A 14,350-nucleotide genomic window follows, 5' to 3' on the forward strand; every position below is an offset into this window, starting at 1 on the left:
CTATGCAGCTTGAACGTCAACCGATTCCGGACGGCCAACGTAGATTTCTTCAAATGGTTGATTCTGATCGAGGCGCAGCCGTCCCTGGCGAGCAAGCTCCAGCAGGGCCAGAAACGTCGCTACCCACAACATGCGCTCCGGCGTCTTGCGGAGCTGTTCAAGGAGACCAAACCGATCAAACTCGCGCAGCGAATTCAGGACCCATGCCACGCGCTCCTCGACGGTTACCTTGAGCAGCCGCACTTCATGGAAGACCTGGACATCCCTACGTGACAGGATCTCTTCCATCGCTCGCGCGAGGTCATACACGGACACCGGGATCATCAATTCGAGCCCCTCAGGTCGCGAGTCCTGCGGCACCGCTTCCCGGGCCAGTGGACGACGGTCATACATGTTGATCTCAAGCTCCGCCAAATCCTCCGAGGCGTCCTTGATGCGCGCATAAATCTGCAGACGATTCACGAGCTCACGACGCGGATCCTCCATGTCCAACTCTTCATGCGCGGCCGTGTGCGGCAGGAGCATCTTGACCTTGATAGAGAGCAGGGTCGCCGCCATGAGCAGGTATTCGCCGGCGTCTTCCAGATTGTCGACACCGATTTCGTCAAGCACCTGCAAATAGGATTCGGTAATCTCGGCCATCGGCAAGTCGAGAATGTCGTATTCCTTGCGTGTGACTAGAAAGAGCAGCAGATCGAGCGGCCCTTCGAAGCGCGGCAATTTGACTTGCCACATGCTCATGCGCCGAACCCCATGGCCGTATGCACTTCAGCCATCGTCTGGGAAGCAAGTATATTGGCACGGATGCGGCCGTGATCAAGTACCTCGGCGACCCGTGCGGGATTCGCTTCCAACGCGACACGGCGTTCATGGATCGGTGCCAAATGCTCTACGATCCGCTCGGCACAGCGCTTCTTGCAATCCACGCAGCCCAGCGCACCGCTCTCACAGCCCGAACGAATCTCACCTGTCTCAGCGTCGTTAAACTTGTTGTGATAGCCGAATACCAAACATACGTCAGGACGACCTGGATCGTTCTTACGCACCTTTTGTGGATCGGTGACGGCCTTGCGCAGCTTATTGCGGATATCGTCCGGCGAGTCAGCCAGCAGAATCGTATTACCCAGCGACTTCGACATACGGCGACCGTCCAGTCCCTGCAGTCGTGGAAACTGCGTCAACATACCCTCAGGCTCGGGAAAGACAGGCTGATCCGGCGAATACAGATTGTTGAAACGACGGGCGAGTTCACGTGTCACCTCGATATGCGGCAACTGATCTTCACCTACAGGAACCACCTCACCTTTGTACATGAGAATATCGGCTGCCTGCAACACGGGATAAGTCAAGTGCCCGGCGCTGACCGCATCCTCTAACTCGAGATCGCGAACCTGATCCTTAAGCGTCGGGTTGCGTTCGAGGCGGCCTGTGGAGATAATCATGTTGAGCAGCAGGTACAATTCCGCGTGCGCTTTTACCTGCGATTGGACGAAAATCGGACTGCGCTCCGGGTCTATGCCCGCCGCCAACCAGTCCATGACCATCTCATGAATGTTCGCCGGGATCTGCCGCGTGTGCTCATAGTCCGTGGTCAGCGTATGCCAGTCAGCGACAAGATGATAATTCTCGTAACTGTCCTGCAGCCGCACCCAATTCTCCAGTGCGCCAACATAATTGCCAAGATGCAGACGGCCTGTGGGCCGCATGCCGGAGAGGATACGCTTCTTTCGACTTGCCATGCAATAATACGGGTCGGACTGCCAGTCTTCCTTAGGTAATCATTGAAGATACGACTTTCCCTACAGACTTGCAAACCGACCCGCAATCTGACTAATAATTCTTAATTTCTGTTTATTTTAAATATACGATCTTGACGATGGGCGAATTCTGGCCCAGTTCCCAGCGCCCAAAGTAGATTCCAGCGCTGACCTCCGTCCCCCCTCTCTCACCCGGGGACCAGGTCGCGGTTTGAGCGCCGGGGGGGACGTCGAGGCTACCGGCCTCACGACCCAGAACGTCAAAGAACTTCAACCCAGCGGCTGCGCGGAGCGGTCGCTCCCATTGCAGCGTAACGGTGCCATTGAACGGATTGGGAAAAGCCGTGATCATTTGCAGGGACTGGGGCAGCTCGGCACGCGGAGCTTCGATTGCATCAGACAACCAAAAGAGCGCTCCCAGAGCTCCTGGCCCGGACGACATCGCATACGCTTGGCATTGGTCACCGCTGGCGTTACAGACTTGGAGGGTGTTATCCTGAAAACACGTGACCGCAAATCCGCCTGCCGGCGATGCGACAATATCGCTTGCTCCGCCACCGCACAGGATCGGCGAGTTGACGTCGCGAAGTACTTCGCGCGTGTCGCTGCGATACTGATAGACAAACCCATCCCCCGCCCAACCGCCGGCCGCCACGTATACCTGATAGCCCCACGCTGACAGAGCCCCCGGCGAACCGCCCAGTTGCAAAATCGTATCCACCCGCATCGTCGCCAATTCGACCACATGCACCGATCCGGCGATGTCGTCGTAGTTCCCTGTGCACAAGACATGCAACTCCCCTTCGATGAACTCCATCGCCTGGGCATTGACTCCGACGACGAGTGAATCAACCAAGGAGTAGTCTTGGGTGTCATAGCGCTTCAAGACGCCGTTCCCGAACTGCGGAAAGGCGACGCCGGTATTCAGAACGTAGAGCATTTCATCGCGCGCGCCCACCGCTTGGGGAGCGACGCCGGTGACGAATGTCGTATCCACGTTGCCGACCATCGCGTCAACAATAGTCACGGTCCCGCTAAGCAATCCGGTCACCGCAACGAAGTGATCATTGAAAACTGCACAGCCATACGGATTGACGGCTCCGGTCAGCTCAATCTCGTCCAGAGTCTGAAGTTGCTCGCGGTCAATGACCTGCAAGGTGTTGTAGCCTGAATTCACGACGTAAATGCGGTCCAAATACACGGCAATATCACTCGGAATGTTCCCAAGTGTAACAGCGCGATCGTCACTTTGCATGTTCGCGGTGTTGACCCAGCCAAGACTCTCGTCCAAGCCGTTCACGACATAGTACATCACCGCCTGCGCCGAGCTTGTCAGCAGCATCAATCCGATCCAAATTAATACCATCTGCTACTTCCCCATTGCAATAGACAGAGTTAGCCACCATTGACGAAGCGGCATCGGCGCATGCCGCACCACTCGATAGTCCGTGTTAAGAACATTCTCGCAAGCAAGACTGGCCGAAAACCGGGCGGCACCGAGCCGGAAAGTGTGCGACAACTCCGCATCCAGTATTGAGTACCGGGGCAACCATTTTGAGTTCGTCTCCAAAACCGCCTGCTTATCCACCCACCGGAAAGTCACGCCGCCTTGCGTCGAGTGGCCGCGAATCCGTATGTCGGCGCGAGCTGTCCGAGCCGGACGATAGATGAGGTACTTATCATTCGTCGTGCGTTCGCCGCTGCGATCGCGCGCCTCTAACCACTCGAACGACACTCCTACGTCTGCGTGTTTGGGAAGCATCACCTGCTTCACGCTCAAAGTCAGTTGATTGAGCGTCGCCGACCGCAAGTTCTGCGGCGTCCAGCGACCGTCAAAGGCCTGCCGCCAGAAGATCAAGTCCGTCACCCGGTTCAACGTGCCGTTTATATCAACGTTTGTGGAATGAGCATTTCTCGTCCTGGCGCGTGCATATCCCGTCCAGACTGTCGAAGTTTCCGGACGCAAATCCGGATTGCCCTGCGCGAGCAGTTCGTCGTTCCAAAAAAGCGAATAGAAGCTCGGGGCCAAGTACGCCTGTGAACCGCGAACACCGATCACGACTGGCAACGTTGCTTCCCAAGTGTAGCTCGCTTCTGCCGAAGGTAACCACTGCATTTTTGCGTCGCCGAAGCGCTCAATCTGCCCCACGGCGGAGACATTAATTTCATGTCGTTCCAAGCGATCCAGAGCGATACTGCGACTCCATTGTACCGCGGATTGCCAGCGATTGCGCACGGCCTCAGAATTCTCCAACACACCGCTCGCCAAGCGCTCGCGCTCAAGTCGCGCCGAAGCGGAAAGTGAACCCACAAGAGTCTGCTTGCTCCATGAGCCAATTGCCGTCTGACGAGTGGAATACTCGTGGGATTCGTGCAAATAGCTGTACAAATCGGGATCAAAAAAATCACGAGTCTGATGCTGCGAAGCCAGCGCCACTGCAATCATTCCCACGGCCGGCGCGGTCTGCCAGCTCACCTGTGCCAGATTGAACAGCTCGTTCTGCTCGGCAAGCGGAGTCGGGCGGGGCGCAAGATAGCCCGGCAAACCGAAGACCGCACGCTCGATCAGCATCATGCCGCCAAGCTCATGGCGACCCAACTTCCGCGTGACCTTGCCCATGGCATGATCGCGGAGTAATTCATTGTTCTCCCGGCGGAGTGTTTGGCCGAGCTGCAATGTAAACGGTCCGTTGCCATCAGCTTCGATCACGCGAAATGCGTAGTCACCGCGGCCCTGTTCCCGCGTGACACTGATCGCGGCAGTAAGTTCGTCCCGAGCAAATTCCTGTCGGGCGCCGACCGTTGTCAATGAACTGCTGCCGTGAGCATAAACACGAAGCTCATTGTGCGCAGTCTGATTCGTCTTTACTGCGATGACGCCGCCAATCGCTTCGCCGCCGACGCTTCCCCCACCCTGTGTGACCTCGATACTCTCAATCCACTCAGCAGACAGCTTCGAGAGGTCAGTTTCACCGCTGCCTACGTCTGACAGCCGCACGCCATCAATCAATACCAAGACTTGGTTCGCATTGGATCCGCCGATGCGCGCAAACGCTTTGCCGCCCGAAGCGCCGTCCAAACGCAGTGCGATGCCCGTCACCTGTTCCAGAAATTCCGCCACCGTGCGCGCGCCGCTCGCGCGAATCTCTTCGCCGGTAAAACTGCGCGCCGCTCCGATTTTCGTCCCGGTGATCAGCACCTCCGGCAACGTCACGCACGGCGCTGTCAGGTCAGCGGCGATGCAAGCCGTTGCAATAAACAGACACAGAATGCCTGCGTTCAGCCGCCGTATCACAATTTCAGCGTCCACTTCAGCCCGAAATACTCTTCTTTGCGAATCAACATGTACCCAGGCAGATATTCGTAGTGCTGGCCGGTGATATTCTCCATGCCCCAGATCAACGCAACGCCATGAATTGCCGCTTCAAGCCGAAAATGCATAAGGTGCGCCGGGCCCAGCACCTCGGCGCGAATCTCGGATCGCGCTCTTCGCGGGCCGATATGTTCGTAGGCAAGATACGATCGGACGCGCAAGGGGGCCTGAAAGAAGTCGCGCGAGAACATAAGCCGTGAATAGCTGCGGGTGTCCACGGCGCGGCCTATTTCGTCGGCGTCAAGCGCGATATGTGAGTAGGATTGCAGACGTAGGAACGAGAGGATCGCCGCATCACACTGGAGCGATGGGCCGCGTTGCTCGACTACATCCGTGGCATAGTCGCGACTCAGGTAGACGGTATCATTGTCGGCATAGAACCTTGGCTCGTCGCCATAGACCGCGTTCCAAGACAGTGTTGCGCGGGACGTGCCGCGTTCGCTGCGCAATCCGGCGTGCCACATTCCCATGTATGACGAAAACTCGTCTATTGATTCGAACTCCGATCGCGGTCCGCGATAATAGCTGCCCTCCGCAAAGGCATCGTCTACCAGCCACGGTCGGTTCGTGCTGTCAAAGCGTGCCGCCCGCCAGAACTGCGGAATGTCATTATAGCCAACCGTGCCTCCGGCAATCGCCTGCAAACTCAACCACTGCGGTGTCACGTATTCCGCCGTGAGGGACTTCGTCGGTAAGTCCTCGGCCAATGGCGATTCTCCGGCGAGCCGTTGTCGCAGCAGTGCCCGGGCGCTGACGTCACCAATTCGCGAGTGCTGCGCGCCGCTGATGTGTAGATTCGCAAACGAATCTTCTCCGCCGCCACCGGTATAGGAATAGTCTGCGCGCTCGATGGCCGCGCGCGCGCGCAAATGCGCAGACGAGGTCTTCACGATTCCCTGCGCATATCCGTACCAAAACTGCTCGCGCAGCCGGAAATACGGTCCGCGCTTCTCTCGATCCTGGCGGGCGTGAACGGCGAATTCCAAGTCAAGCCGCGGCGCGATACGTTGGGCGCGCAACGTGCCGTATTCCCGCTCACTATAGTTCTGCGGCCGGTCGTTGTTCCCGCTAATCCGCAGCGGTGACCGCGCTTCAACGTTAGCCCCGCCATACTCTATCGTGGTGCTCCATTCGGTGCTGACTGCATAACGCAGCATGCCACTGAGGTTATAGAAACGCGCGTCGCTTAGGGACGCGGGACCGGTGCTGGATAGAATTTGGCGCAGACCATCGTACCACCATAAGCGTCCCCGCCCCCACCCTTCAAGTCGTTTGCTTAAGCGCTGTCCATGCGCAAAGTCAATGCGACCGAAGCCGTAGTAGCCTTCACGCAAGGCGACTTCAGTCGTCGCGGTGTCTGTCGGTAACTTGCGAGTGGTGAAACCTATGGTGGCGAGTGGGTGGGATCCGTCGAAACGCTGCGACAACGAATCCACTTCCTCGGGCAAATCAAGGTTGGATTCATACAGACCGTCGCTGACGCGCGACCAGGGGATTCCATCGCGCTCCACACCAATGTACCATGGCGCAAAACCCCACGGCCTGAATATCAGCGGAGCGCCCGCGACGCCATAATCATACGCATACATGCCGGGAAACCGCCGCAACAGATCGCTCATGTCCTCGTAGGTCGTCGCGCCAATCCATTCGCGTGTGAGGGCCTGCGCGTGGAGCGAACTAAGTGAAAGAAATAGGCAAGTGACTACAATGAAACTACGCATTAGATCGGATGCTCAATAATTGGAACCAGTTTGGGCAGCACGGGCGCGACGATCAAACAGAACACCAAGGCGTTCGAGCCAAGGTGGATCGCCGCGAACGGTACGGCTAAGACCATGGAGGCCATGGTCTGCTCAAAAGAAAACCCGGCTGCCACAGGGAAAGCCAGGTTCGTCAGTAAATCAAACCAAATAGTCGCACCGATACCGAACAGCGTAACCAGTACTACTCGCAGCGTGCGTGAAGACGAGCGTGTCAACGGCGCGCACAGAGCGCCAAGGAGACCTGCGCCGCCCATGCCCAAGCACTGTGCAACGAGCGTAAGACCTGCGCTTGATCCCATCGGATGAAAACCCGCAAAGAGGGCCTCCATCAGCATTGAACATAAAACCCCTGGTCCGGCGCCGAGCAGGTACCCCGCGCAAAAACATGTCGCGGTAACCAGCTCCACATTGGGAACAGGGGCTAACAGAAAACCAAGCGCAACTCCGACCGCCACAAAGGCCGCGGCGCGAGTCATTAGTAGTGGCGGGCCAACAACGCCGCCGGTTTTTCCCATCGTGTCCTCTCCGCTCGCGCGGAGAGCCTCCACCAGTGTCCTTGTCTCCGAAGGTTGGTGAAAGCTACTGGCAGGTCTCCTGGCTATGAGCACGACGCTCAATCACAGTTGCGGGACAGCGACGGATTCGCACCGTCTTCCCTATTCTTCCGCCCTGCGGCGGACACCCGTAGCCCTTTGGCGCGTTTGCGCCGAACTTAGGCCGAAGCCTTGTTCGTGTCGCGCGCCTTCTCCCGAATACGCGACTTTTTGCCGGTCAAACCACGCAGATAATTCAAGCGTGCGCGACGAACGCGGCCGCGGCGCGTCACTTCGATCTTGGCGATGCGCGGCGAATGCAATGGAAAAACGCGCTCGACGCCAATACCCATGGACATCTTACGAACCGTAAACGTCTCGTCCAAGCCGCCGCCGTGACGCGCTATGCAGACGCCTTGAAACGCCTGAATACGCTCCTTATCGCCTTCGATCACGCGCACGCTGACATTCAGCGTGTCGCCGGGCGCGAAACTCGGAACGTCCTGACGAAGGTCGTCCATCGTCCAATTCGCGATGCGATTCATCTTAGCCTCTATCTCGTAAGTTTACTTGTTATCTTTGGTCAGTAGATCGGGCCGCAACGTCCGCGTACGCTCCGCGCGCTGCGCCGTCCGCCACTCCGCAATCTTCGCATGGTGGCCCGAAAGTAGTACTTCCGGCACACGCAGTCCCGCAATCTCTTCAGGCTTGGTGTAGTACGGGCAATCTAAATCACCCATAGCGAAGCTGTCGCTGTCGGCAGACTCTTCGTTGCCCAGCACACCCGGTAAACGCCGGACCACGGCGTCTATCAAAAGCGCTGCAGGCAGTTCTCCGCCGCTGACGACGAAATCACCAACCGATAACGCTTCCCAGGAATCACGTTCGAACACACGCGCATCTACGTCTTTGTAGTGCCCGCAGAGTACCACAAGCCACTCATTCCGGGACAATTCGTCCACTCGAGTCTGAGTCAACGGTTGGCCTTGCGGGGACATAAATATCAAACGCGGCTTGGCCGATGCGCGCCGCGCGCGAATCGCGTCCACACACGCAAACACCGGTTGCGCCTGCAAAATCATCCCGGCCCCGCCGCCGTACGGAAGGTCATCAATCTTGCCGTGACGATCCGTTGTGTAATGCCGCAGATCGTGCGCCCAGATCTCAACGATGCGATCATCCAAAGCGCGTGCAATGATGGACTCATTCAGCGGGCCGCTTAGAAGATCAGGAAATCCAGTGAGAATATCAATGATCACGCTCGCCTACTTCGGGAGGCAGCTCCTCGGCACCCAATAATTCCTTGGACCGCTTGATCTCTACCACGCGCGCAGCCATGTCGGTCCGGCCTACCCACTCACCGACAAATGGCACAAGCATCTCGGCGGATCCGACACGCACGACCAATATGTCCTGACTCGCGCGAATCACCTGCTCAACCACACCAATCTCTTGACCCGCTTCGTTGACGGCGGTACAACCGACCAGATCGCTGACGTAGAACCAATCATCAGGCAGCTTCCAACGGTCGCTCATCGGCACTTCCATCGTCGCGCCGCGCCAGCGATCCGCTTCGTCGCGGGTCTTGATCGCGTCTACCGTGACGAGCATGATTGTGCCGGCTGGTTTGAGGCGCTTCAGCTTGACGTGAATCTCCTCGCCATTCGCTTGCGCCAGCACGCATGTGTGCACGGCCGCGAATCGTTCCGGAAACTCCGTCAGCGGCTCAATTTTTAGCGTCCCTTGCAACCCATGCGAAGCGACAACCCGGCCGATCACAACACGCTCTTCCGAGCGCGATGAATCAGGAGTGCTCGCCGCCACTCGCCATAGTTTCTGAGTGCGGTGGAAGAGCGCCACGCGGCGGCAACGCGGGATCTACAATCTCGAATCCGGCCCGAATGCCACGACGCGCGGCGGCTGCAAACACCAGAGTTCTCAACGAACGCGCCGTCCGGCCTTCTTTACCGATGACTTGACCTAAATCACCCTGCCCAACGTAGAGCTTGTACAATACCCGTCCGTTCTCTTCCTGCACGGTCTCAATCCGCACGGCATTCGGTTGCTCGACCAGATGTTTGACGACAAAGCTGATGAAGTCTTCCATCGCTTACTCTCTCGTCTATTTGAGGGGATGTCAAATCTCGACATCGCCAGCGACGATTACTCGCCGGCAGGTGCTTCAGGCGCTGCTTCCGCAGCGGCGGCGGCGGTCGCCGCTGCCTCTGCCTCGGCCGCTGCACGGGCGGCTTCCGCGGCTTTGGCGGCTTCCGCAGCCTTCGCGGCGACTTCTGCTGCCTTCGCGGCCTCGGCGGCGCGCGCGGCCTCTAAGACCTTGGCTTGCTTCCGGTCAGCGGCTGTGGCCAACTTCGTCTGCGCACGCGTCAACGCCGCGTGCTTGACACGCGCACCTTCGGTCGCAGCTTGTTCAGCCGTGGCGCCGCGCTTCAGCAAATCAAACTGAATCAATATACCTTCTCGCGACAAAAGGCTGCGAACGGTGTCGCTTGGCTGAGCGCCCTTGCCCAACCACTCCAGCGCCTTCGCCGAGGATACAGTCAGCTTCTCCGGCTGCTGCGACGGATAGTACACGCCGAGCTGATCCAGATACGCGCCGTCGCGCCGCTTGCGGCTGTCCATCACGACGATGCGGAAGCACGGGATTTTCTTGCGGCCCGCGCGTGACAAGCGAATTCGTACTGCCAAGGTTGTTCGTTCCTATGCTAAGTTTTCTTTGAAATCTTGATTAGCGACCGAAGACGCGCTTAATTTGCCCCGGCCCGGCCTTGCGCAACTGCTTCATCATCGTGACCATCTGATCATACTGCTGAATCATGCGGTTGACCTCTTGCACTGTCTGACCTGCGCCTGCCGCAATCCGCCGCCGCCGACTGGCGTTTAGTACCTGCGGACGGTCCCGTTCATAGGGAGTCATCGAGAGAATCAGCGCTTCCATGCGCTTCAATACACGCTCGTCTACCTGAACATTCTTCATGCGCTGGCCCATGCCCGGGATCATACCGAGCAGCTCGGTCATTGAGCCCATTTTCTTCAACTGCCGAAGCTGCTCGAGAAAATCAGCCAGCGTGAACTCGGCTTTGCGTAGCTTGGCTTCAAGCTCCGCCGCTTTGTCGTCGTCAAACGCGGCTTGGGCTCGTTCCACTAACGTAACGATGTCACCGCGCCCCAGAATTCGTCCGGCAATGCGATCAGGATGGAATGGCTCAAGCTGATCAAGCTTTTCACCAACCGACAAGAACTTGATCGGAGCGTTGGTGATCGCGCGAATCGAAAGTGCTGCACCACCGCGCGTGTCGCCGTCCATCTTGGTCAGCACCGCACCGGTGAATTGCAAGCGATCATGGAATGCCTTCGCCGAATTTACCGCATCCTGTCCCGTCATGCCGTCGGCGACGAAGAGAATCTCGGCGGGCTCGGTGGCCTTCTGCACACGTTCGAGCTCGGCCATCAAATCGTCATCCATATGCAGACGGCCCGCCGTGTCGAGAATCACGGGATCCAGGCTTATTTTGCGCGCCTGCCGCAAACCGGCATCACACACCGCTACGGGATCTTTGCTCTCGCCGCGAAATACGTTCACGCCAATAGATTCAGCCAGCACCTGCAACTGATCCTGCGCAGCAGGACGCTGCAAGTCGGCGGCGATCAACAGCGGTCGGCGGCCTTTCGTCTTGAAGTGGCGCGCCAGTTTAGCACAGAACGTCGTCTTACCCGAGCCCTGCAAGCCCACAACCATGATGACAGTCGGCGGCTTCTTGGCCGTGTTGACGCGCGCTTCCTTCTCCCCAAGCAGCGCGACCAATTCATCGTGAACGATCTTGACAAAAAGCTGTGTCGGCTGCAACGACTTCAAGACTTCTTGACCAAGCGCTTTTTCTTCAACTCGCGCCAAGAAGTCGCGCGAAACCTGCAAATTGACGTCGGCCTCAAGCAAGGCTCGCCGAACGTCTGCCAAACCTTCGCGAATGTTCGATTCGGAGATCTTGCCAACGCCCCGCAGATTGCGAAATACGCGGTCTAATTTTGTTGTTAAATCGTCAAACACGGTCTAACTTATTTACCCGCGCGTTGCAACATTGAAGTCGTTGAATATCCATCACGAAACGGAATCGTCAGCACCCGCCCGCCGCTCGCCTGAACAAAATCGGCGCCGGCGATCTGGGAAATCTGGTAGTCACCACCCTTGACCAGTGTGGTCGGACCGATTTCCCGGATAAGATCAGCGGGAGTATCTTCGTCAAACAGCACCACCATGTCCACGGACTTCAAGCCCAGCAGTACGGCGGCGCGATCAAATTCAGAATTAACCGGACGTCCTTCGCCTTTGAGACGCCGCGTTGAAGCATCGCTGTTCAGGCCTACGATCAACACGTTGCCGAGGGCGCGCGCTTCCGCAAGGTACTCCACGTGGCCACGATGTATAACGTCAAACACGCCGTTTGTGAAAACGGCCTGGCCGCCACGCAAACGTTCCAAATGGCAACGGGCCGCCGCTTCATGGCGGCCGACCAGCCCCTTCAATCCGTGCTCAGCTTGCGTCATAGTGGGCGACATAGGATTTGAACCTATGACCTCTGGTATGTGAGACCAGCGCTCTAACCAACTGAGCTAGTCGCCCGAAACTTGTGTAAATCGCTCAAACGCGGCCGACAGCCGCTCGCTGTCAATCGGCACGACGCCGACTTGCTCGCACACGATGCCCGCCGCCAGATTGGCAAGAGTCGCGGACTCAATCACATTGGCGCCCCCCAACTCGCAGGCCACAAACGTGGATATCACCGTGTCGCCTGCGCCTGAAACATCCGCTACGTCGCGCGCTTGCGTGGGAATCGTCGTGCGCTGGCCGTCAGCGCAAATTGTCATCCCCTTCTCGCCTCGCGTCAGCATCAGGACATCCGGTGCAAGAACGTCGAGCAGCCGAGATATTGCGGCATCTAATGAGCCGTCGTCACTGATTTGCAGACTCAGTGCCCGCTCCGCTTCACGCAAATTGGGTTTGAAAAGGTGCGCTCCGCGATAAAGGGCAAAATTGTCAAACTTCGGATCCACCGCGACCGGCAAACCGCGCGCTTCACACTTCTCCATGACGCGGGTGATTACATCCGCGGTCAACACACCTTTGTTGTAGTCTTGCATGATCACCGCATCAAGCGTCGGCAACGCCGCGTCCAGCGCCGCCATGAGCGCAGTAGTCTCACGCCCATCGAGCGCCTTCACCGTCTCCCGGTCGACGCGTACTACATGCTGATCATGCGCAATCACGCGAATCTTCTCGGTGGTCCGGCGGTCTGACAATTCGAGCAGACCCGAACAATCGCATGAGCAGGCATTCAAGTGCGATATAAGCAGCGCTTGAGCGCTATCGGTTCCGCACACGCCAAAGACAACGGGCTTAATACCTAAAGAACCGAGATTAGCGGCGACATTACCCGCGCCGCCCAGACTGCTGCGCTCGTCCTCAATCTCCACGACGGGCACAGGAGCTTCCGGGCTGATCCGTTTAACCGCGCCAATGATGTGGCGATCCAGCATAAAATCGCCCACCACCGCCACACGTTTCCCGCGTGCGCGGCCTAAAATGTCACGAAGTCGCGTCGCACCACCCATAAGCGATCTGAGCTTCGCTCAGATCTCCATCACTTCCTTTTCCTTCAGCTCAAGCAGATGATCCATCTCCTTGATATGCTTGTCGGTCAGCTTCTGGATCTGATCCTGAGCGTCGCGCGACTGGTCTTCCGAAATCTGGTGCGTCTTCTCGACCTTCTTGATGTGCTCGTTGGCGTCGCGGCGCACATTGCGGATGGCGGTCTTGGCCTCTTCCGTGTACTTCTTGACGACCTTCACAAGCTCCTTGCGGCGCTCTTCGGTCAGCGGAGGCAGCGTCAGTCGAATCTGTTGACCGTCGTTGCCCGGATTCAATCCGAGATCCGACTTCTGAATCGCCTTCTCAATATCCTTCAGCGTCGTCTTGTCCCACGGCTGTATCAGAATCGTCCGCGCGTCGGGAGTACTGATATTCGCCATTTGCGAGAGCGGCATTTCCGCCCCATACGCCTCCACGCGAATGGGCTCGACTAAGCCGACCGATGCCTTGCCGGTACGAATGTGCGTCAATTCCTGGCGCAACACCTCGACCGATCGTTTCATTCGCAGATCACAATCTGCGGTTATCTCCTTGATCATGCGGCGGCGGGATTCGCGATCATCGTGCCGATCGGCTCACCTTGCAGAAGCCGAAGCAGATTCCCACGAATCTTGAAGTTAAAGACTTGAATCGGTATGCTGTTTTCCATGCAAAACGTCACTGCCGTCGAATCAATCGCGCGCAGTTGCCGCTCCACAAATTCGAGATAGGTTATCCGATCATACTTGGTCGCCGTTGCATCCAAGACCGGGTCCGCGGTGTAAATACCGTCCACCTTCGTGCCTTTCAGCAGCACTTCGGCCCGCATCTCCTTGGCTCGCAAGGCCGCAGCCGTGTCCGTCGTAAAAAACGGATTGCCCGTGCCCGCTGCGAAGATCACAACGCGGCCCTTTTCCAAGTGCCGCATCGCGCGTCTACGGATAAACGGCTCGGCCACCGTTTGTAACGGAATCGCCGACTGTACGCGTACATTGACGCCGAGTTTCTCCAAAGCATCCTGAACCGCGAGGCTATTGATCACCGTGGCGAGCATGCCCATCTGATCGGCCGACACGCGATCCATGCCGGATGCCGCACCTTTCAACCCGCGAAAAATGTTCCCACCACCGATCACAATACCCATCTCAACGCCCAACCGCGTCGCTTCGGCCACTTCCGAAGCCATAGCATTCATCGTGGCGGGATCTATGCCGTAAGCACCTTCACCAGAAAGCGCTTCGCCCGACAGCTTTAGCAATACACGACGGTAACGCAGCATC

Annotated in this window: 16 protein-coding genes, 1 tRNA gene and 1 riboswitch; all 17 genes read right to left on the reverse strand. The window is 57.7% G+C overall.

What is annotated here, in order from left to right:
- The 17 genes from IPH10_03915 to IPH10_03995 all read right to left on the reverse strand — a co-directional run bounded on the left by IPH10_03915 (nt 1) and on the right by IPH10_03995 (nt 14,349).
- Nucleotides 1-741 (reverse strand): segregation/condensation protein A, encoded by a 741-nt coding sequence (locus IPH10_03915; protein MBK6910067.1) that lies wholly within the window; start codon nt 739-741, stop codon nt 1-3.
- Complete coding sequence (trpS, locus tag IPH10_03920) at nt 738-1,739, reverse strand: tryptophan--tRNA ligase (protein ID MBK6910068.1); 1,002 nt, start codon at nt 1,737-1,739, stop codon at nt 738-740. The genes IPH10_03915 and trpS overlap by 4 nt, the downstream gene beginning before the upstream one ends.
- 112 nt (nt 1,740-1,851) lie before the next feature.
- Nucleotides 1,852-3,123 (reverse strand): hypothetical protein, encoded by a 1,272-nt coding sequence (locus IPH10_03925; protein MBK6910069.1) that lies wholly within the window; start codon nt 3,121-3,123, stop codon nt 1,852-1,854.
- A gap of 3 nt (nt 3,124-3,126) precedes the next feature.
- Nucleotides 3,127-5,067: a TonB-dependent receptor gene (locus tag IPH10_03930; protein MBK6910070.1), complete on the reverse strand. Its 1,941-nt coding sequence runs from the start codon at nt 5,065-5,067 to the stop codon at nt 3,127-3,129.
- Entirely contained in the window at nt 5,049-6,851 is a 1,803-nt protein-coding gene (locus IPH10_03935; protein MBK6910071.1) for a hypothetical protein, read from the reverse strand. Before IPH10_03935 ends, IPH10_03930 begins: the two co-directional genes overlap by 19 nt.
- The gene (locus tag IPH10_03940; GenBank protein ID MBK6910072.1) at nt 6,851-7,408 is read right to left on the reverse strand and encodes a hypothetical protein; all 558 of its coding nucleotides are present in this window, start codon (nt 7,406-7,408) and stop codon (nt 6,851-6,853) included. Before IPH10_03940 ends, IPH10_03935 begins: the two co-directional genes overlap by 1 nt.
- A gap of 51 nt (nt 7,409-7,459) precedes the next feature.
- Nucleotides 7,460-7,594, reverse strand: a riboswitch (cobalamin riboswitch).
- Nucleotides 7,595-7,605: 11 nt separating this feature from the next.
- Nucleotides 7,606-7,971 (reverse strand): 50S ribosomal protein L19, encoded by a 366-nt coding sequence (gene rplS / locus IPH10_03945; protein ID MBK6910073.1) that lies wholly within the window; start codon nt 7,969-7,971, stop codon nt 7,606-7,608.
- 21 nt (nt 7,972-7,992) lie between these two features.
- Nucleotides 7,993-8,685, reverse strand: coding sequence for a tRNA (guanosine(37)-N1)-methyltransferase TrmD (trmD, locus tag IPH10_03950; GenBank protein MBK6910074.1), 693 nt, complete (start codon nt 8,683-8,685; stop codon nt 7,993-7,995).
- Nucleotides 8,675-9,205, reverse strand: a complete 531-nt coding sequence (rimM, locus tag IPH10_03955; GenBank protein ID MBK6910075.1) for a 16S rRNA processing protein RimM — start codon at nt 9,203-9,205, stop codon at nt 8,675-8,677. Before rimM ends, trmD begins: the two co-directional genes overlap by 11 nt.
- Nucleotides 9,206-9,230: 25 nt before the next feature.
- Entirely contained in the window at nt 9,231-9,533 is a 303-nt protein-coding gene (locus IPH10_03960; protein MBK6910076.1) for a KH domain-containing protein, read from the reverse strand.
- A 56-nt stretch (nt 9,534-9,589) separates the two neighbouring features.
- The gene (rpsP, locus tag IPH10_03965) at nt 9,590-10,132 is read right to left on the reverse strand and encodes a 30S ribosomal protein S16 (protein MBK6910077.1); all 543 of its coding nucleotides are present in this window, start codon (nt 10,130-10,132) and stop codon (nt 9,590-9,592) included.
- A 40-nt stretch (nt 10,133-10,172) separates the two neighbouring features.
- Nucleotides 10,173-11,492 (reverse strand): signal recognition particle protein, encoded by a 1,320-nt coding sequence (gene ffh / locus IPH10_03970; GenBank protein MBK6910078.1) that lies wholly within the window; start codon nt 11,490-11,492, stop codon nt 10,173-10,175.
- Between the two features lie 8 nt (nt 11,493-11,500).
- A complete protein-coding gene (gene rfaE2 / locus IPH10_03975) occupies nt 11,501-11,989 on the reverse strand; it encodes a D-glycero-beta-D-manno-heptose 1-phosphate adenylyltransferase (protein MBK6910079.1) in 489 nt (162 codons plus the stop codon).
- A 2-nt stretch (nt 11,990-11,991) separates the two neighbouring features.
- A tRNA-Val gene (locus IPH10_03980) sits at nt 11,992-12,065 on the reverse strand.
- Nucleotides 12,056-13,054: a bifunctional hydroxymethylpyrimidine kinase/phosphomethylpyrimidine kinase gene (locus IPH10_03985; protein MBK6910080.1), complete on the reverse strand. Its 999-nt coding sequence runs from the start codon at nt 13,052-13,054 to the stop codon at nt 12,056-12,058. The genes IPH10_03980 and IPH10_03985 overlap by 10 nt, the downstream gene beginning before the upstream one ends.
- Nucleotides 13,055-13,072: 18 nt before the next feature.
- Nucleotides 13,073-13,630, reverse strand: coding sequence for a ribosome recycling factor (frr, locus tag IPH10_03990; protein ID MBK6910081.1), 558 nt, complete (start codon nt 13,628-13,630; stop codon nt 13,073-13,075).
- Nucleotides 13,627-14,349 carry a UMP kinase gene (locus tag IPH10_03995; GenBank protein MBK6910082.1) on the reverse strand — a complete coding sequence of 241 codons (723 nt, stop codon included), beginning with the start codon at nt 14,347-14,349 and terminating at the stop codon, nt 13,627-13,629. The genes frr and IPH10_03995 overlap by 4 nt, the downstream gene beginning before the upstream one ends.
- Nucleotide 14,350 lies beyond the last annotated feature (1 nt).

The organism is bacterium (genome assembly GCA_016702305.1).
Taxonomy (GTDB): Bacteria; Electryoneota; RPQS01; order RPQS01; family RPQS01; genus JABWCQ01.